General features: G+C 62.5%; 15 protein-coding genes, 2 tRNA genes and 1 pseudogene. 13 read left to right on the top strand and 5 right to left on the bottom strand.

The genetic code is table 11. The features are described 5' to 3' along the window. Positions 1 to 20 precede the first annotated feature (20 nt). The 13 genes and pseudogenes from folP (at position 21) to pnp (ending at position 12,686) form a co-directional block, all read left to right on the top strand. Complete coding sequence (gene folP / locus BFX80_RS16825) at positions 21 to 914, top strand: dihydropteroate synthase (RefSeq protein WP_077379979.1); 894 nt, start codon at positions 21 to 23, stop codon at positions 912 to 914. Beyond that, positions 911 to 2,262, top strand: a pseudogene (gene glmM, locus BFX80_RS16820) (phosphoglucosamine mutase). The gene folP and the pseudogene glmM overlap by 4 nt, the downstream one beginning before the upstream one ends. 173 nt (positions 2,263 to 2,435) lie before the next feature. Next, positions 2,436 to 3,182, top strand: coding sequence for a triose-phosphate isomerase (gene tpiA, locus BFX80_RS16815; RefSeq protein ID WP_084209485.1), 747 nt, complete (start codon positions 2,436 to 2,438; stop codon positions 3,180 to 3,182). Positions 3,183 to 3,187: 5 nt separating this feature from the next. Next, the gene (gene secG, locus BFX80_RS16810; protein WP_084209484.1) at positions 3,188 to 3,574 is read left to right on the top strand and encodes a preprotein translocase subunit SecG; all 387 of its coding nucleotides are present in this window, start codon (positions 3,188 to 3,190) and stop codon (positions 3,572 to 3,574) included. Between the two features lie 63 nt (positions 3,575 to 3,637). Beyond that, positions 3,638 to 3,724, top strand: a tRNA-Leu gene (locus tag BFX80_RS16805). A gap of 103 nt (positions 3,725 to 3,827) precedes the next feature. Beyond that, positions 3,828 to 3,904: transfer RNA gene (locus BFX80_RS16800), tRNA-Met, on the top strand. A 123-nt stretch (positions 3,905 to 4,027) separates the two neighbouring features. Continuing rightward, positions 4,028 to 4,486 (top strand): ribosome maturation factor RimP, encoded by a 459-nt coding sequence (rimP, locus tag BFX80_RS16795; protein WP_077379486.1) that lies wholly within the window; start codon positions 4,028 to 4,030, stop codon positions 4,484 to 4,486. 76 nt (positions 4,487 to 4,562) lie between these two features. Beyond that, the gene (gene nusA, locus BFX80_RS16790) at positions 4,563 to 6,056 is read left to right on the top strand and encodes a transcription termination factor NusA (RefSeq protein ID WP_077379484.1); all 1,494 of its coding nucleotides are present in this window, start codon (positions 4,563 to 4,565) and stop codon (positions 6,054 to 6,056) included. Positions 6,057 to 6,084: 28 nt separating this feature from the next. Continuing rightward, entirely contained in the window at positions 6,085 to 8,535 is a 2,451-nt protein-coding gene (infB, locus tag BFX80_RS16785) for a translation initiation factor IF-2 (protein ID WP_077379481.1), read from the top strand. 27 nt (positions 8,536 to 8,562) lie between these two features. Further along, positions 8,563 to 8,988, top strand: coding sequence for a 30S ribosome-binding factor RbfA (gene rbfA, locus BFX80_RS16780; RefSeq protein WP_065392581.1), 426 nt, complete (start codon positions 8,563 to 8,565; stop codon positions 8,986 to 8,988). After that, a complete protein-coding gene (gene truB / locus BFX80_RS16775; protein WP_077379479.1) occupies positions 8,988 to 9,917 on the top strand; it encodes a tRNA pseudouridine(55) synthase TruB in 930 nt (309 codons plus the stop codon). Before rbfA ends, truB begins: the two co-directional genes overlap by 1 nt. 98 nt (positions 9,918 to 10,015) lie before the next feature. Next, the gene (gene rpsO, locus BFX80_RS16770; RefSeq protein ID WP_065392421.1) at positions 10,016 to 10,285 is read left to right on the top strand and encodes a 30S ribosomal protein S15; all 270 of its coding nucleotides are present in this window, start codon (positions 10,016 to 10,018) and stop codon (positions 10,283 to 10,285) included. A gap of 247 nt (positions 10,286 to 10,532) precedes the next feature. Next, a complete protein-coding gene (gene pnp / locus BFX80_RS16765; protein WP_084209483.1) occupies positions 10,533 to 12,686 on the top strand; it encodes a polyribonucleotide nucleotidyltransferase in 2,154 nt (717 codons plus the stop codon). A gap of 112 nt (positions 12,687 to 12,798) precedes the next feature. Here the strand turns inward: pnp and BFX80_RS16760 are convergent, their stop codons facing one another. The 5 genes from BFX80_RS16760 to folK form a co-directional block, all read right to left on the bottom strand. After that, positions 12,799 to 13,980, bottom strand: coding sequence for an acetyl-CoA C-acetyltransferase (locus BFX80_RS16760; RefSeq protein WP_084209482.1), 1,182 nt, complete (start codon positions 13,978 to 13,980; stop codon positions 12,799 to 12,801). Between the two features lie 278 nt (positions 13,981 to 14,258). Continuing rightward, positions 14,259 to 14,639 (bottom strand): aspartate 1-decarboxylase, encoded by a 381-nt coding sequence (gene panD / locus BFX80_RS16755; RefSeq protein ID WP_077379473.1) that lies wholly within the window; start codon positions 14,637 to 14,639, stop codon positions 14,259 to 14,261. Between the two features lie 99 nt (positions 14,640 to 14,738). Then, positions 14,739 to 15,593 (bottom strand): pantoate--beta-alanine ligase, encoded by an 855-nt coding sequence (gene panC / locus BFX80_RS16750; protein ID WP_084209481.1) that lies wholly within the window; start codon positions 15,591 to 15,593, stop codon positions 14,739 to 14,741. Beyond that, positions 15,593 to 16,384: a 3-methyl-2-oxobutanoate hydroxymethyltransferase gene (panB, locus tag BFX80_RS16745; RefSeq protein WP_077379469.1), complete on the bottom strand. Its 792-nt coding sequence runs from the start codon at positions 16,382 to 16,384 to the stop codon at positions 15,593 to 15,595. The genes panC and panB overlap by 1 nt, the downstream gene beginning before the upstream one ends. Before the next feature lie 181 nt (positions 16,385 to 16,565). Then, positions 16,566 to 17,063, bottom strand: a complete 498-nt coding sequence (gene folK / locus BFX80_RS16740) for a 2-amino-4-hydroxy-6-hydroxymethyldihydropteridine diphosphokinase (protein WP_084209480.1) — start codon at positions 17,061 to 17,063, stop codon at positions 16,566 to 16,568. Positions 17,064 to 17,072: the final 9 nt, after the last annotated feature.

The following is a 17,072-nucleotide window of genomic DNA, read 5'->3' as shown; positions in this document are numbered from 1 at the left end:
CGTTTTCTGCATGGGTGATCATGTCGACTTACGCTGATTCACTGCCACGCGAGCCCGTGGTGGGCCATTCAATGGCGCTTGACTGCGGTGGACGCACGCTTGACCTGTCACGCCCGCGTGTCATGGGGATTCTCAATGTGACCCCGGACTCCTTCTCGGATGGTGGGCGCAGCGCGACCCTGGATGCCGCGCTGCGCCATGCCGAGCGGATGCTGGCCGATGGCGCCGCCATCATCGACGTGGGCGGTGAGTCGACCCGCCCGGGGGCGAGCCCTGTCAGTGCGGATGAGGAGCTGGCACGTGTCTGTCCGGTCGTCGAGCGGCTGGTGAGCGAGCTGGGGGCGCTGGTGAGCGTCGATACCAGTACCCCGGAGGTGATGCAGGAAACGGCGCGTCTCGGGGCTGGCATGATCAATGACGTGCGTGCATTGCGTCGTGAGGGCGCCCTTGAGGCGGCCGCGCGCAGCGGCCTGCCGGTGTGCCTGATGCACATGCGTGGCGAGCCGGACACCATGCAGCAGGATACCGCCTATGCGCAGTCGATCGAGGATGAGGTCAGTGACTTTCTAGCCGAGCGCATCACCGTCTGTGAGGCCGCAGGGATCGAGCGTTCGCGTCTGTTGCTGGACCCCGGCTTCGGCTTCGGCAAGTCCCTGCAAGACAATCTGCGTCTGTATCACCGCATGGCGCAGCTGCACGAATTCACCCTCCCGCTGCTGATCGGCACCTCTCGCAAGAGCATGATCGGCAATGCGCTCGGGCGCGCGGTAGAGGATAGACTGGCTGGCAATCTGGCGCTGACGGCACTTGCCGTCCGTGAAGGTGCCCGATTGCTACGCGTTCACGACGTGGCCCCGACTGTCGATGCTGTCGACATGACGTGGGCCGTGCTACAGGAAGGCACGATACGATGAGTCGACGTTATTTTGGTACGGATGGTATTCGCGGCACGGTCGGTGAATTCCCGATCACGCCAGACTTCATGCTCAAGCTGGGCTGGGCGGCCGGGCGTGTCTTTGCGCGCCATGGCCGCGGCAAGGTACTGATCGGCAAGGACACGCGCATCTCGGGGTACATGTTCGAGTCGGCGCTGGAGTCCGGTCTTTCTGCCGCAGGCGTGGATGTCTCGCTGCTGGGGCCGATGCCGACACCGGGCATCGCCTATCTGACGCGGACCTTCCGCGCGGATGCCGGTATCGTGATCTCGGCCTCGCACAATGCCTATCCGGACAATGGCATCAAGTTCTTCTCCGCGGCCGGCACCAAGCTGGATGATGCGCTGGAAGCCGAGATCGAGGCCGAGCTGGATCGCGATATCGAGATCGTCGGGCCGGATAGCCTCGGCAAGGCCTCGCGCATCCAGGATGCCGCCGGCCGTTACATTGAATTCTGCAAGTCGACCCTGCCGGGCCGTCTGGGCCTGCATGGCATGAAAGTGGTGCTGGATTGCGCGCATGGCGCGACCTACCACATCGCGCCGAATGTCTTCCGTGAGCTGGGCGCCAAGGTCAGCGTCATCGGTGGCGAGCCGGATGGTCTGAACATCAACCAGGATGTCGGCTCCACCAACCCGCAGGCACTGCGGGCGGCCGTGATCGAGCAGGGCGCCGATCTTGGCGTGGCCTTCGATGGCGACGGGGACCGTCTGATCCTGGTCGATGCCGATGGCCGGGTCATCGATGGCGATGACATCCTCTACATGATCGCGCGGGATCGTCACGAGCGTGGGGTGCTGGGGGGCGGTGTCGTCGGTACGCTGATGTCCAACTTCGGTCTGGCGGCAGCGCTGGAAGGTCTGGGAATTCCCTTCGAGCGTGCTAAGGTCGGTGACCGCTACGTCATCGAGCGTCTGGAAGCCAATGGCTGGCAGTTGGGGGGGAATCCTCCGGTCACATCGTCTGCAGCCATATCCAGAGCACCGGCGATGGCATCGTCTCCGCGCTGCAGGTGCTGGCGATCATGGCGCGTGAGGAATGTTCTCTCAGTGAGTTGCTGGTCGGTTTCGAGAAGGCGCCGCAGGCGTTGATCAACGTGCGTCTGACTCCGGGCTGTGACAACCAGGCGCTGATGGCGGCGGATGCCGTCCAGGCCGCGGTAGCGGAAGTGGAAGAGACGCTGGGCAGCGAAGGTCGCGTACTGTTGCGTCCCAGTGGTACCGAGCCACTGATCCGTGTCATGGTCGAGGGGCGGCCGCACTTTGATGTGCAGGCACTGGCCCGTCAGATCGCCTCGGCGGTCGAGGCCAGCATGCAGGCCCGCTGATATTACCCGCGGTCATCAGAATCGACGACAGGCGCCCAGTGCGCCTGTCGTCGATTCTGGACGCCATGAAAGGCCCAATCGAGCGTGCCTGCAGGGCTTGACAGTTCGCGATGAGGTTGTCAGTCAGGGGCCGCTCCATTACCATCCTCGCACTGCTCATAAGGGAGAAGCACATGCGTACACCGCTGATTGCCGGTAACTGGAAGATGAATGGCGATCTTGCCCTGATCGACGAGTTCGCCGACGTACTGGGGGCCGCAGCGCTGCCTCAGGGGGTTCAGGTGGCGTTGGCATTGCCTTTCCCTTATCTGAGCGCTGCGCGCGAGCGGCTGCCGGCGACGGTCCTGCTGGGCGCCCAGACGTTGAATCCGGCGGAATCAGGCGCCTTCACCGGTGAGGTGGCAGGCAGCATGCTCAAGGATGTGGGCATGACGCTGGTGCTGGTCGGGCACTCCGAGCGTCGCAGCCTGTATGGCGAGGACGATGCTGCCGTGCTTGCACGAGTCAATGCGGCTCTCGCGTCAGGCCTCACGCCGGTACTGTGCATCGGTGAGACACTGGAAGAGCGTGAAGCCGGTGAGTCGGAGCGTGTCGTGCTGGGTCAGCTGGAGGCCGTGTTCTCCGAGCTGTCCGCTGAGGCGCGTGCCCGTCTTGTCGTGGCCTATGAGCCGGTCTGGGCGATCGGTACCGGCCGCACGGCATCGCCTGAGCAGGCGCAAGCCATGCACGCCGCTATCCGTGCACGCCTGGGCGAGTGGTCCGCGTCTCTCGCGGATGCCATGCAATTGCTGTACGGCGGTAGCATGAAAGCTGCCAATGCCGCCGAGCTGCTCGCGCAGCCGGATATCGACGGCGGCCTGGTGGGAGGTGCTTCTCTCCAGGTCGACGAATTCCTAGCCATTTGCCAGTCTGCAGGTTGAATCTCATGCAAGTAGCCGTTCTGATGGTCCATGTGGTACTCGCGGTCGCACTGATCGTGCTCGTCCTTCTCCAGCAGGGCAAGGGTGCCGAAGCTGGCGCTGCCTTCGGTGGTGGTGGTGCTTCCCAGACCGTTTTCGGGTCCAGCGGTAGTGGCAACTTCCTCGCGCGCTTCACCGGCGTGCTGGCAGCAGGCTTCTTCGCGACGTCCCTGACCCTGGCCTGGTTCGCCTCCAATGCCAACCAGACCTCCGTGGAAGCGGGCATCCCGAATGCCAGCGTGATCGAGCAGCAGAAAAATTCACTGCCATCACTTGACGACTCCAGTGAAAGTGTGGAGAATACGTCGCCAGTGCTCGAGGAAAGCGGCAACGCAGACCAACCAGTACTCTAAGGAATTCAAGGCATTATCGTTTGAATTCTTCCGGGTAACGTCTCAGGCGATACCCGCCCCCGTGCCGAAGTGGTGGAATTGGTAGACACGCTATCTTGAGGGGGTAGTGACCTTATGGTCGTGGGGGTTCAAGTCCCCCCTTCGGCACCATCCTGTTAGATCGATTGGCAGTCTGGACGCAACTCTGCCACCTTTGAAAGACGTCATTCCTTGACCTCCTTTTACGGTGACATTACCATCGTCCGACTATTGTTGCGGGGTGGAGCAGTCTGGTAGCTCGTCGGGCTCATAACCCGAAGGTCATCGGTTCAAATCCGGTCCCCGCTACCAAGTTTCTTGAAAGGCCCCTTCCTATGAAGGGGCTTTTTGTTAGCACCAGTGCCAATCAGCCACCTAGCTCTCCTCTCTACTCCCGGTCAGGTGCCTGATGCAACTGCTGTAGGAGCCTCGTCTGTGTCAACCAAGGACGCTACGCTTAAAGCGCTTATCGATCCCGTCGTTTCTGCTCTGGGCTTCGAGCTCTGGGGTATCGACTATCTCTCCCAAGGCAAGCAGTCCCGTCTGGTGATCTATATCGACCATTCCGATGGCATTTCCGTGGATGACTGCGCAAGCGTCAGTCGTCAGGTCGGAGCCGTGCTGGATGTCGAGGACCCCATCACGGGCCAGTTCCAGCTTGAAGTTTCATCCCCAGGCATGGATCGTCCGCTGTTCACGCTTGATCAGTACGAGCGCTACATCGGTCATGTGGTGGCACTGCGACTGCGTCAGGCCTTCGATGGCCAGCGCAAGTACCAGGGGCTGGTGACTGGCACCGAAGACGGTGATGTCGTGATCCGGGTCGACGAAGAAGAATACTGCTTTCCGATCGAAAGCATCGACCAGGCACGCATTGTGCCGCAGTTCAAATAACTGACGTTGTCGGCACATTGCTCGCTTGGCGAGCTAGAGTCGATGCGCAAGGACAGGTTTCTGGCGAGGCAAAGTCATGAGCAAAGAGATTCTGCTGGTCGTTGACGCCATCTCCAATGAGAAGGGCGTGCCGCGGGATGTGATTTTCGAGGCCGTCGAGGCGGCACTGGCTTCGGCTTCACGCAAGCGTTTCGATCAGGAAGAGGCGGATATCCGCGTCAAGATCGATCGTGTCACCGGTGATTATGCGACCTTCCGTCGCTGGACCGTCGTGGAAGACGACGAGTTCGAGACGCCGGACTACGAGATCAAGGCCAGTATCGCTGAACAGCGCGAAGAGCCGCTGGCGCTGGGCGCCGTGGTCGAGCAGCAGATCGAGTCCGAAGCCTTCGGTCGTATCGCTGCCCAGACGGCCAAGCAGGTCATCGTGCAGAAGGTGCGCGAAGCCGAGCGTGCCGAAGTCGTGCGCCTGTACGCGGAGCGTGAAGGCGAGCTGGTCGCGGGGATCGTCAAGAAAACGACACGTGACGGCCTGATCATCGACCTGGGCGACAACGCCGAAGGCTTCCTGCCGCGCGGCGAGATGATCCATGGCGAGCGTTACCGCTTGAACGAGCGAGTACGCGCATTGCTCTGGAAGGTTGATACCGAGGCGCGTGGATCCCAGTTGATACTCTCGCGGACGCGTCCGGAGCTGATCATCGAACTGTTCAAGATCGAGGTGCCGGAAATCGCCGAGCAGCTGATCGAGATCAAGGGCGCGGCTCGCGATCCGGGCTCGCGGGCCAAGATTGCGGTCAAGAGCAATGACAAGCGCATCGACCCGATCGGTGCCTGTGTCGGCATGCGCGGCTCGCGTGTGCAGGCCGTGTCAAACGAACTGCGTAATGAACGCGTGGATATCATCCTGTGGGATGACAATCCTGCCCAGTTGGTCATCAACGCCATGGCACCGGCCGATGTCGGCTCCATTCTGGTCGACGAAGACACCCATTCCATGGATGTCGCTGTCGCCGCGGACAATCTGGCACAGGCCATTGGTCGTAGCGGTCAGAACGTGCGCCTGGCCAGTGAGCTGACAGGTTGGTCGCTCAATGTCATGACCGAGGCGGAAGCCGAGGGCAAGCGCGAGCAGGAAATCGACAGCTTTGTCGAATATTTCATCACTCATCTCGAGATTGAAGAGGATCTAGCCCGTGTCCTGGTGGACGAGGGCTTCACCTCACTCGAGGAAATCGCCTATGTCCCGCTCGAGGAAATGCTCGAGGTCGAGGGCTTTGACCAGGATCTGGTCGAGGAGCTGCGCGCTCGGGCCAAGGATGAACTGCTGAATCTCGCCATCGCCACTGAAGAGCAGCTGGACGGCGCACAGCCGGCCGAAGATCTGCTCAACATGGAAGGCATGGAGAGTCATTTGGCATACATCCTGGCCAGCAAGGGTATCGTCACCATGGAAGACCTTGCCGAGCAGGCCATCGATGATCTGAAAGACATCGAAGGCGTCGACGAAGAGCGAGCAGCGGCGTTGATCATGACCGCCCGCGCGCCCTGGTTCGCAAGCGAACAGTAACTAGGTCACGGGCTCAGGAGGGTCGTACATGTCAGAAATGACAGTCAAAGAATTCGCCAAGAAGGTGGGCCGCGAGTCAGCCCGCCTACTGGAACAGATGCACGAAGCTGGTTTGAAGCACAAGTCAGAGAACGACGCCGTGTCCGAGGTCGACAAGCAGAAGCTGCTTGACCACCTCACCAAGAGCCACGGCGGTGGTGCTGCCCCGGCAGCGCCGAAGAACCGCATTACCCTGACCCGCAAGACCAAGTCACGCATCAACACTGGCGGCGGTCGCGGCAAGTCCATCGAGGTGCAGGTCCGCAAGAAGCGTACCTACGTCAAGGATGGTGAAGAGCAGGCCGCAGATGCGCCGGCGACTGAGGCACAGGCTGCCAAGGCGCCTGCCGCCGAGAAGCCGGCTGCTGCCCCGCAGCGTGATGAGCGTCGTGGCAACGACAACCGTCGCGAAGAGCGTCCGCGTCAGAGTGCTCCGGCCGCTGCCGCTGCACCGGTCGCGGATGCTGCGCCGGAAGTCAATGCGCCGCCGAAGGAGCCGCGTGGTGATGCACCGCGTCGTGCCAAGGCTGCGCCGCGTGATGAATCACGTGATCGCCGTGAGGCCCGTGAAGATCGCAGCGAGCGCAAGCGTGGCGGGGCCAAGAAGGTCAAGCGCGCAGAGCGTCGCGGCGGTCGTCGTGGTGGTCGCGATACCAATCGCCAGCCGCCGAAGCCGGTCCAGACCTTCGTGCGTGAAGTCTCCATCCCCGAGTCCATCTCGGTGGCAGACCTCGCCGACAAGATGGCCGTCAAGGCGTCTGAAGTGATCAAGGCCATGTTCAACATGGGCGCTGCGGTCACCATCAACCAGACGATCGATCAGGAAACCGCGACCATCGTGGTCGAGGAAATGGGTCACACGCCCAAGCTGATCAAGGATGACGCGCTCGAGACAGCCGTTCTCGAGGGTATCTCCTACGAGGGTGAGCAGATCACTCGCGCGCCGGTCGTCACTGTCATGGGTCACGTTGACCACGGCAAGACCTCGCTGCTGGATTACATCCGCCGTACCAAGGTGGCCACAGGTGAAGCGGGTGGTATCACCCAGCACATCGGTGCCTACCACGTCGAGCACGACAACGGCGATGTGACCTTCCTGGATACTCCGGGCCACGCGGCGTTCACCGCCATGCGTGCTCGTGGTGCCAAGGCGACTGACGTGGTCATCCTGGTGGTGGCTGCCGATGACGGCGTGATGCCGCAGACCATCGAGGCTGTCGAGCACTCCAAGGCCGCGGGTGTCCCGCTGGTCGTGGCAGTGAACAAGATCGACAAGGAAGGCGCTGATCCGGACCGCGTGAAGAATGAGCTGTCCCAGCACGGCGTCATCTCCGAGGAATGGGGGGGTGATACCCAGTTCGTCCACGTTTCCGCCAAGACTGGCGAAAACATCGACGCGCTGCTGGAAGCCGTCCTGTTGGTCTCCGAAGTGCTCGAGCTTCAGGCCGTGCCGTCCGCGCCGGGTAAAGGCGTCGTGGTCGAGTCGCGTCTCGACAAGGGCCGTGGCCCGGTCGCGACCGTGCTGGTCCAGAACGGTACCCTGAAGAAGGGCGACATCGTCCTCGCTGGCCTGCACTACGGCCGCGTGCGTGCGCTGATCAACGAAGTCGGCAAGCAGGTCGATTCCGCGGGTCCGGCCATGCCGGTCGAGATCCAGGGCCTGGGTGGCACGCCGGAAGCCGGTGAAGAGTTCACCGTGGTCCCGGACGAGAAGAAGGCGCGTGAAGTCGCCAACTTCCGCCAGGGCAAGTACCGCGAGGTGCGTCTGGCGCGTCAGCAGAAGGCCAAGCTGGAGAACATGTTCTCCCAGATGGGTCAGGAAGAAGTCGCCAAGGTCAACGTCGTCCTCAAGGCCGACGTGCAGGGGTCTCTGGAAGCCATCCGTGGCGCTCTGGAAGAGCTCTCCACCGACGAAGTCAAGGTGGCCGTGGTCTCTTCCGGCGTCGGCGGCATCACCGGCACCGATGCCAACCTGGCACTCGCTTCCGAAGCGATCCTGGTCGGCTTCAACGTCCGTGCTGACGCTTCCGCCCGTGAGATCGTCGAGCGTGAAGGCCTGGATCTGCGCTACTACAGCGTCATCTACCAGCTGATCGACGAGGTCAAGCTGGCCATGAGCGGCATGCTGGCACCGGAATTCCGCGAGCAGATCGTGGGTGTGGCCGAAGTGCGCGATGTCTTCAAGGCACCGAAGATCGGCGCCATCGCCGGTTGCATGGTCGTCGAAGGCACCATGTACCGCTCCAAGCGCATCCGCGTGCTGCGTGACAACGTGGTCATCTACGAAGGCGAGCTGGAATCCCTGCGTCGCTTCAAGGATGACGTCAACGAAGTCCGCAACGGCATGGAATGTGGTATCGGCGTCAAGAACTACAACGACGTGCAGGTGGGCGACAAGATCGAGGTGTTCGACCAGATTCAGGTCGAGCGTAGCCTCTGATAGCGCCCCTGCGAGGAGAGATCACGGATGCGTGAATACAGCCGTACTGACCGCGTGGCGGACCAGATCCAGCAGGAGCTCGCGCTGTTGATTCAGCGCGAGGTCAAGGACCCGCGCCTTGGCATGCTGACGGTCAGCGCCGCCAAGGTCAGCCGCGACCTGTCCTACTCCGATGTCTACGTGACCCTGCTGGGTGACGACAGTCCGGAACGCATCAAGGAAAATCTTGCCGTGCTCAAGCGCGCGGCAGGTTTCCTGCGCTCCCAGCTGGCGCGCACCATTCAGCTGCGTCACGTGCCGGAACTGCGCTTTCATTACGATGAGAGCGTCGTTCGTGGCCATCACCTGTCTTCACTGATCAATACGGCGGTCGCTGATGACCGCAAGCGCAGTGCAGAACGTGGTGATGATGACAGCGAAGACGGTGCCCCGGGCACCACGCCGGACGCCTGATGGGCCGTCGTCGTCGCGGCCTGCCGATTGACGGCGTACTGTTGCTGGACAAGCCCAAGGGCATGTCCAGCAACTACGCGCTTCAGAAGGCACGCCGCCTCTACCAGGCACAGAAGGCAGGGCATACCGGCACGCTCGATCCGATGGCAACCGGCTTGCTGCCGGTCTGCTTCGGTGAGGCCACCAAGTTCTCCTCGCATCTGCTCGAGGCGGACAAGGTCTATCGGGCACGGATCAAGTTTGGCCAGGTCACCGACACCGGTGATGCGGAAGGCGAGATACTGCGTGAGCGGGAGATTCCCGAGCTTGCGGAGTCCGAGCTGGAAGCGGTGCTGGACCGGTTCCGTGGCGAGATAGATCAGGTGCCGCCGATGTACTCCGCGCTCAAGCACCAGGGACGTCCGCTCTATGAGCTGGCGCGCCAGGGAATTGAAATCGAGCGTGCAGTCCGTCGCGTTACCATCTACAATATGGCGCTTCTTGCACGGCACTCCGATGGTATCGAGATCGAAGTGGCGGTCAGCAAGGGCACCTACATACGCAGTCTGGCCGAGGATATCGGCGAGGCGCTGGGCTGTGGAGCCCACCTCACGGCACTGCGTCGTCTCAAGACAGGCCCGTTCACGGGTGATGCCATGCTGGATTTCGAGCGCCTCGAGGCGCTGGCAGATCAGCAGGCACGTGAAGGCGTTCTGTTGCCTGTCGACATCCTGCTCGATCATCTTCCACGTCTCGACATCACTGCCGAGATGGCTCGGAAGATATTGCGTGGTCAACAGGCTGAAACGACGACAGGGTCGCTGGAAGTGGACTCCCTGGCTCGTGTGTATCAGGACCAGCAGTTGCTCGGGCTGGTCCGGATTGCGGCGGAGGGCATCATCGCTCCTCGCCGACTGCTCAGCTCCGCTGTCGAGGCGGCGGCTGGGTGAGCTGATTGCGGCCTGGCCGCAAGCCGCATGAAGACTGCAAATATGCGTGGTCTTCGACATTTCTTATCTACCAAGCATATTGCTTACTGGAGAGACAGATGGCACTTACCGCTGAGAAGAAGGCTGAGATCGTTAGCGAATTCGGCCGTGGCGAGAACGACACCGGTTCCCCGGAAGTTCAGGTTGCACTGCTGAGCGCCAACATTGATGGCCTGCAGGGCCACTTCAAGGCCAACAAGCAGGATCACCACTCCCGTCGTGGTCTGATCCGCATGGTCAACCAGCGCCGCAAGCTGCTTGACTACCTCAAGCGCAAGGATTTCGAGCGTTACACCGCTCTGATCCAGCGTCTGGGTCTGCGTCGCTAATCAGCGATGTTGCCGCCATGCATTCCGGTGCATGGCGGGCCCCCGGTGGGCACAGGAAAACCGACACTGCCTGCGGGCGGTGTCGGTTTTTTTGTGCCTGATACCGTGGGGAGAAGCGGGCGGGCAATCGCCTCCCGATCCGGCTGCAGCCCGCATGCTGCGTGAGACTCACTCGCTTTTCATTGTCTGCGCCGCGCATTACCATGAGCGCCGGACATCGACGACATCAGACTAAAGGACATGCGCCGTGAACCCGGTTACGCACAGCTTCCAGTACGGTAATGACACCATCACGCTCGAGACCGGTCGCATCGCGCGTCAGGCCACCGGCAGCGTGATGGTGACCATGGGCAATACCTCGGTGTTGTGCACGGTAGTGGCCAGCAAGTCCGCCAAGCCTGGACAGTCCTTCTTCCCGTTGTCGGTGCATTATCAGGAGCGCTCCTACGCGGTCGGCCGCATCCCCGGCAGTTTCTTCAAGCGTGAAGGGCGCCCGACGGAAAAGGAAACGCTGACCTCGCGGCTGATTGATCGCCCGATCCGTCCGCTGTTCCCGAAAGGCTTCATGAATGAGGTGCAGGTGGTCTGCACGGTGATGTCGGCAGAGCGCAATGTCGATCCGGATATCGCGGCGCTCATCGGTACCTCGGCGGCGCTCAGCATCTCGGGTGTGCCCTTTGCCGGCCCCGTGGGAGCGGCGCGTGTCGGCTTCAGTGAGCAACGGGGCTACTTCCTGAATCCCGGCTACAGCGAGCTTGCCCACTCCGAGCTGGACATGGTGGTGGCAGGTACCGAGCAGGCAGTGCTGATGGTCGAGTCCCAGGCGCAGGAACTCCTGGAAGACGAGATGCTGGGCGCGGTGCTCTACGGTCATCATGAGATGCAGAAGGTGATCACGGCGATCGAGATGTTTGCCGCCAAGGTCAATCGTCCCCAGTGGTCCTGGGTCGCCCAGACGCACGATAGCGTGTTGATGGAGGCGCTGGAGCGTGAGGTGGGCGAGGAGATCGGTGAAGCCTACCGTCTGCATGACAAGATGGAGCGTCAGGATGCGCTGGCATCACTCAAGGCTCGGGCGATTCAGGCGCTGGAGACGCAAGGGGATGCACGCTTCGAGGCGAGTGCGGTGGCCAGTGCCTTCGCTGCACTGGAGAAGCGCATCGTCCGTCAGCGCGTGATTGCCGGTGAGCCGCGCATCGATGGTCGTGATGCACGCACCGTGCGTCCGCTGGACATTGCCGTTGGCGTCCTGCCCAAGGCCCACGGCTCTGCGCTGTTCACGCGCGGCGAGACACAGGCCATGGTGACGGCAACGTTGGGCACCACGCGTGACGCCCAGCTGGTGGAGGGGCTGTCAGGTGAGAAGCATGATCGCTTCATGCTGCACTACAACTTCCCGCCTTACTGTGTCGGCGAGACGGGCTTCATCGGTTCTCCCAAACGTCGCGAGATCGGTCATGGGCGTCTGGCGCGACGTGGGATCGAGTCGATGTTGCCTACCGTCGAGGACTTCCCCTACGCGATCCGTGTCGTCTCCGAGATCACCGAGTCCAATGGTTCAAGCTCCATGGCGTCCGTGTGTGGGGCGTCGCTGGCATTGATGGATGCCGGGGTACCGCTCAAGGCGCCGGTGGCGGGGATTGCCATGGGGCTGGTCAAGGATGCCGATGGCGTGGCCGTGCTGACCGATATTCTCGGGGATGAAGATCACCTGGGGGATATGGACTTCAAGGTCGCGGGGACGGCAGAGGGCGTCACGGCATTGCAGATGGACATCAAGATCGAGGGGATCGATGAGGCCATCATGGAGCAGGCGCTGGAGCAGGCCCTTGAGGCGCGCCTGACCATTCTCGAGCAGATGAACGCTGTCTTGAAGGGTAGCCGCGAAGAGGTGTCCGACAACGCCCCGGCGATGCTGTCGCTGAAGATCGCGCCGACCAAGGTCCGTGACGTGATCGGCAAGGGTGGCTCGACCATTCGCAAGATCTGTGAAGAGACCGGTGCCAATGTCGATCTCGACGATGACGGCAGCGTGCGTATCTATGCCGAGCACAAGGCCCAGGCCCAGGCGGCCGCTCACTATGTCGAGGGCATCATCGCCGAGGCGGAGATCGGCAAGCTGTACGCCGGCAAGGTCGCTCGCATCGCCGATTTCGGGGCCTTCATCACCTTCATGCCGGGCACCGATGGCCTGCTGCATATCTCCCAGATCGTCGAGGAGCGCGTCAATGACGTGCGCGATTATCTCAATGAAGGCGATGAGGTCGTGGTCAAGGTGCTCGACATCGACAACCGCAATCGCGTCAAGCTGTCGCTGAAGGAGATCAGCGAGGAAGAGAAGGCGGCTTTCGTGGCACGTCAGGCAGCCGAGAAGCTTGCTGAGGCGGCAGACGGCCAGTAAGGCCACCATCCCCTCAGCCCAATGAAAAGCCCCCGCCAGCAGGACTGGCGGGGGCTTTCTTGTCTCCTGGTGCCCGTGATCGCGGGGGCAGCGGGAGATCATCCGTGAGCGATCAGCTGCGCTCGATGGCCAGTGCGACACCCTGGCCGCCGCCGATGCACAGGGTCGCCAGACCCTTCTTGGCATCGCGGGCGATCATCTCGTGTACCAGCGTGACCAGTACACGGCAGCCGGATGCCCCGATCGGGTGGCCCAGCGCGATGGCACCGCCATTGACGTTGACCTTGTCGACATCCCAGCCCAGCTCCTTGTTGACGGAGAGCGCCTGGGCGGCGAAGGCTTCGTTGGCTTCGACGAGATCGAGATCTTCCAGGCTCCAGCCGGCCTTCTTGAGGCACAGGCGGGTGGCGGGAGCCGGCCCGATGCCCATGATCTTCGGGTCGACACCGGCGTTGGAGTACGCCTTGATGGTCGCCAGCGGCGTCAGGCCAAGTTCGCGGGCCTTGTCGGCGGAACATAGCATGACCACGGCGGCACCATCATTGAGCGCCGAGGCGTTGCCTGCGGTGACGGTACCATCCTTCTTGAAGGCTGGACGCATGCCGGCAAGTTTCTCGGCAGTGGTGCCGGCACGCGGGTTCTCGTCGGTGTCGAAGACGATCGGGTCGCCCTTGCGCTGCGGAATCTCGACCGGAACGATCTGGCTCTTGAAGCGGCCCGCCTCGATGGCCTCGCAGGCCTTCTGCTGGGATGCGGCAGCGAAGGCATCCTGCGCTTCGCGGGTGATCTCGTACTTCTCTGCCAGGTTCTCGGCGGTGATGCCCATGTGGATATCATTGAAGGCATCCCAAAGTCCGTCGTGGACCATGGTGTCGATCGCCTTCCAGTCGCCCATGCGCTTGCCATTGCGGGAGTTGGGCAGCACATGAGGAGACAGTGACATGTTCTCCTGACCGCCGGCCAGAATCAGCTGGGCATCGCCACAGCGGATGGCCTGGGTGGCCAGATGCAGTGCCTTCAGGCCAGAGCCACAGACCTTGTTGATGGTCATCGCCGGCACGCCTTCCGGCAGGCCTGCCTTGATGACGGTCTGACGAGCCGGATTCTGGCCGCAGCCTGCCGTCAGCACCTGGCCGAGCAGAACTTCGTCGACCTGATCACCGCTCACCCCTGTGCTGGCGAGGATATCCTTGATGACATGTGCCCCGAGGTCAGCGGCGGAAATGCCGGCGAGGCTGCCACCGAAGGCACCTACGGCGGTACGACGAGCTGCTACGATCACCACATCTTGCATCTGAACGCTCCTGTTCTCTCGCGAGACTGTCTGAGTCAAAGACGCTGCGCCCTGCACTGTCGAATCGGGTAGAGGGCTTGCAGCCTTGCTGATGCGAGATTCCAGCATAAGGCAGTGTTGTGCAATGCGGCAATCGTCAAAGCGTCGTGGGTCTGTCAGCCATTTGCCATACGTGCTCCGGGTGCGCCCCTTTGCGTGGCCATCAACGACGACGCCAGCTCCGCTTTCGCGGGGCTGGCGTCGTCGTTGCGTGTTTCATTGCCGTGGGAGGACGGCGATCAGGCCATCTGCACCGGAATGGCGTTGGCCGTGTGGCTGACCTCATTGCCTTCCATCAGATAGACCATGGAGGGCTTGTGGGCCTCCAGCTCGCTCTCTGCATAGTTGGCGAAGGCGCAGATGATCACGCGGTCACCGACGTCGGCCTGGTGGGCCGCGGCACCATTCACCGAGATGATCTTCGAACCTTCTTCACCGCGGATGGCATAGGTGGTGAAACGCTTGCCATTGTCCACGTTGTAGATCTGGATCTGTTCGTACTCACGGATGCCTGCCATGTCGAGCAGGTCACCATCGATGGCGCAGGAGCCTTCGTAATTGAGAACGGCATGGGTCACGCGGGCCATGTGCAGCTTGGCCTTGAGCATGATGGCTTGCATCGGGATATCTCCGGTTGAGCGCCGCCGGGCGCAGGAGGCCTTGATGACCGGAACGCGGGACACGGTCGTGAAGGCAGGGCGGCGCAGTCTATTCAGGCATCAGGCCACCGGCAAGGCGACCTTCAGGTTATCGAGCAGACGGGTACGTCCCAGGTGTGCCGCGACCAGAATCACGGCATCACGGGTGTCGTCCTGCACCGGGCCCAGGTCTTCGGCGCGGCGCAGTTCGAGATAATCCGGCTTGAAGCCGCACTCGCCGATGGCGGCCAGTGCGACGCGCAGGGCCTCGGCAGGCGCGGTGCCACTTTCGAGGCTGTCCTTGAGCGCATTCAGGCATTGCGCAAGGCGAGGGGCGATGGCGCGTTCTTCGGCGCTCAGGTAGCCGTTGCGCGAGGAGAGTGCCAGACCATCCTCGGCACGCACGATGGGCACGCCGAGGATCTCGATCCCGAAGTGCAGATCACGATTGAGCTTGCGGATCACCGCCAGCTGCTGGAAATCCTTCTCGCCGAAACAGGCGACATCGGGACGCACCAGATGGAACAGGATGCTGACGACGGTGGCCACGCCATCGAAGTGTCCCGGTCGGTTGCCACCGCACAGGCCTTCGGAGACCCCCGGGACCTGCACGTTGCACAGTCCGGTGCGCCCTTCGGGGTACAGCTCCGCTGTCGACGGGGCGAACAGCAGATCGCAGCCCTCTGCGGTCAATGCGTTCTGGTCATCGACAAGCGTGCGCGGGTAGCTGTCGAGGTCTTCGCCCGGCCCGAACTGCAGCGGGTTGACGAAGATGCTGGCGACGACGAAGTCCGCCTGTTGGCGTGCCGCGCGCACCAGGGACAGATGGCCTGCATGCAGATTGCCCATGGTGGGCACCAGCGCGATGCGCAGGCCCTTGCGGCGCACCTCGGCCAGGCGCTCGCGCAGGGCGCTGATGTGAGTGAGGGTCTCCATCAGAAGGTGTGCTCCGTTGCCGGGAAGCTGCGTTCCTTGACGGCCCGATGATAGGCAGCGAAGGCGTCCTGCACGCTGCTGGCCTCAGCCATGAAGTTCTTGACGAAGCGCGGCTTGCGGCCCGGTGTCAGGTCGAGCATGTCATGCATGACCAGAATCTGGCCGTCCACCTCGACGCCTGCGCCGATACCGATCACCGGCACCTCGACCGCATCACGAATGCGTGCGGCGAGCTCGGCAGGCACGCACTCGAGCAGAATGATCGCGGCACCGGCGGCTTCAAGCGTGCGGGCGTCGGCGATCATCTGCGTGGCGCGCGCTTCCTCGCGGCCCTGCACCTTGTAGCCTCCGAAGGCATGGACATGCTGCGGCGTCAGGCCCATGTGCACGCAGACCGGCACGCCACGCTGGACGAGGGCCGTGACGGCCTCGGCGAGCCAGGCTTCGCCTTCCACCTTCACCATCTCGGCACCGGCACGCATCAGACGTGCGGCATGGTCGAGAAGTATCTCGGTGCTGGCATTGCTCATGAAGGGAAGATCAGCCATGACCAGGCTGCCCTGTTTGCCACGCGCGACGGCCGCGGTGTGGTAACAGATGTCATCGATGGTGACAGGCAGGGTGCTGGTGTGGCCTTGCAGGACCATGCCGAGGGAATCGCCGACCAGCAGTACTTCAATGCCGGCTTCTCCAGCGAGGTGGGCGAAGGTCGCGTCGTAGGCAGTGAGGCAACTGAACGTCTCACCGTCGGCCTTGAGGCGGCGCAGGGTGCTCAGGGTGACGTTTTTCATCAGGAAGCGTACTCGTTGCGGCGCGTGTGCCTTGTCGTGTCCGTGGCGTCGGACGGACGACGTGGCCAGGATCGTCGCAGGCGGGGAGCCATGTGCGCGACCTGACAGGACGAGCCGGTGTTACCAGAAAGTGTTACCGAGCCACGATCAGTGGGCGCATCGGTAACAATGTGGCGAAACTCTACTCCCGAGGCCCGAGGGGGAGCAAGTCATCTCCTTCAACCCGCTGTGCCAGCGTCTCCAGGTCATCTTCGCTCAGGGAGGAAACGCGTACGGGGCCCAGCAGGTCCGCCAGTGGACGCAGCACGAAACCTCGTGTGAGCATCTCGGGGTGCGGCACTGACAGGCGCGAGGTAGTGATGGAGCGATCATCGAACAGTAGAAGGTCCAGATCCAGGGTGCGAGGCCCCCAGTGGCGCAATCGTACGCGACGGTGCTGCTGTTCGAGTGCCTGCAGTTGATCCAGCAGCGCCAGGGGGGAGAGGCGTGTGGTGAGCTCGGCGACGGCATTGACGAAGTCAGGTTGATCCTGAGGCCCGACCGGCTTGCTGGCATACAGGCGCGAGTGGCGCGTGCAGCGGGTCAGCGGCAGGCGGTCCAGCGCCTCAAGTGCGCGCTCGAGTTGAGCGCGCGGATCGTCAAGATTGGCACCGAGGCCGATCAAGGCTGTCGAAGTCATGCGAGGTTC

It is taken from the genome of Cobetia marina, assembly GCF_001720485.1.
GTDB classification, from domain to species: Bacteria; Pseudomonadota; Gammaproteobacteria; order Pseudomonadales; family Halomonadaceae; genus Cobetia; species Cobetia marina.
The sequence above is the reverse complement of the archived record's forward strand: the minus strand, read 5'-3'. Positions and strand labels throughout refer to the sequence as shown.

Coding starts and splice junctions, on each gene's coding strand:
- BFX80_RS16760 (WP_084209482.1), bottom strand. CDS start 13,980: ATGCAAGATGTGGTGATCGTAGCAGCTCGTCGTACCGCCGTAGGTGCC.
- truB (WP_077379479.1), top strand. CDS start 8,988: ATGGGCCGTCGTCGTCGCGGCCTGCCGATTGACGGCGTACTGTTGCTG.
- folK (WP_084209480.1), bottom strand. CDS start 17,063: ATGACTTCGACAGCCTTGATCGGCCTCGGTGCCAATCTTGACGATCCG.
- tpiA (WP_084209485.1), top strand. CDS start 2,436: ATGCGTACACCGCTGATTGCCGGTAACTGGAAGATGAATGGCGATCTT.
- folP (WP_077379979.1), top strand. CDS start 21: ATGTCGACTTACGCTGATTCACTGCCACGCGAGCCCGTGGTGGGCCAT.
- panB (WP_077379469.1), bottom strand. CDS start 16,384: ATGAAAAACGTCACCCTGAGCACCCTGCGCCGCCTCAAGGCCGACGGT.
- rpsO (WP_065392421.1), top strand. CDS start 10,016: ATGGCACTTACCGCTGAGAAGAAGGCTGAGATCGTTAGCGAATTCGGC.
- rbfA (WP_065392581.1), top strand. CDS start 8,563: ATGCGTGAATACAGCCGTACTGACCGCGTGGCGGACCAGATCCAGCAG.
- nusA (WP_077379484.1), top strand. CDS start 4,563: ATGAGCAAAGAGATTCTGCTGGTCGTTGACGCCATCTCCAATGAGAAG.
- secG (WP_084209484.1), top strand. CDS start 3,188: ATGCAAGTAGCCGTTCTGATGGTCCATGTGGTACTCGCGGTCGCACTG.
- panD (WP_077379473.1), bottom strand. CDS start 14,639: ATGCAAGCCATCATGCTCAAGGCCAAGCTGCACATGGCCCGCGTGACC.
- infB (WP_077379481.1), top strand. CDS start 6,085: ATGTCAGAAATGACAGTCAAAGAATTCGCCAAGAAGGTGGGCCGCGAG.
- panC (WP_084209481.1), bottom strand. CDS start 15,593: ATGGAGACCCTCACTCACATCAGCGCCCTGCGCGAGCGCCTGGCCGAG.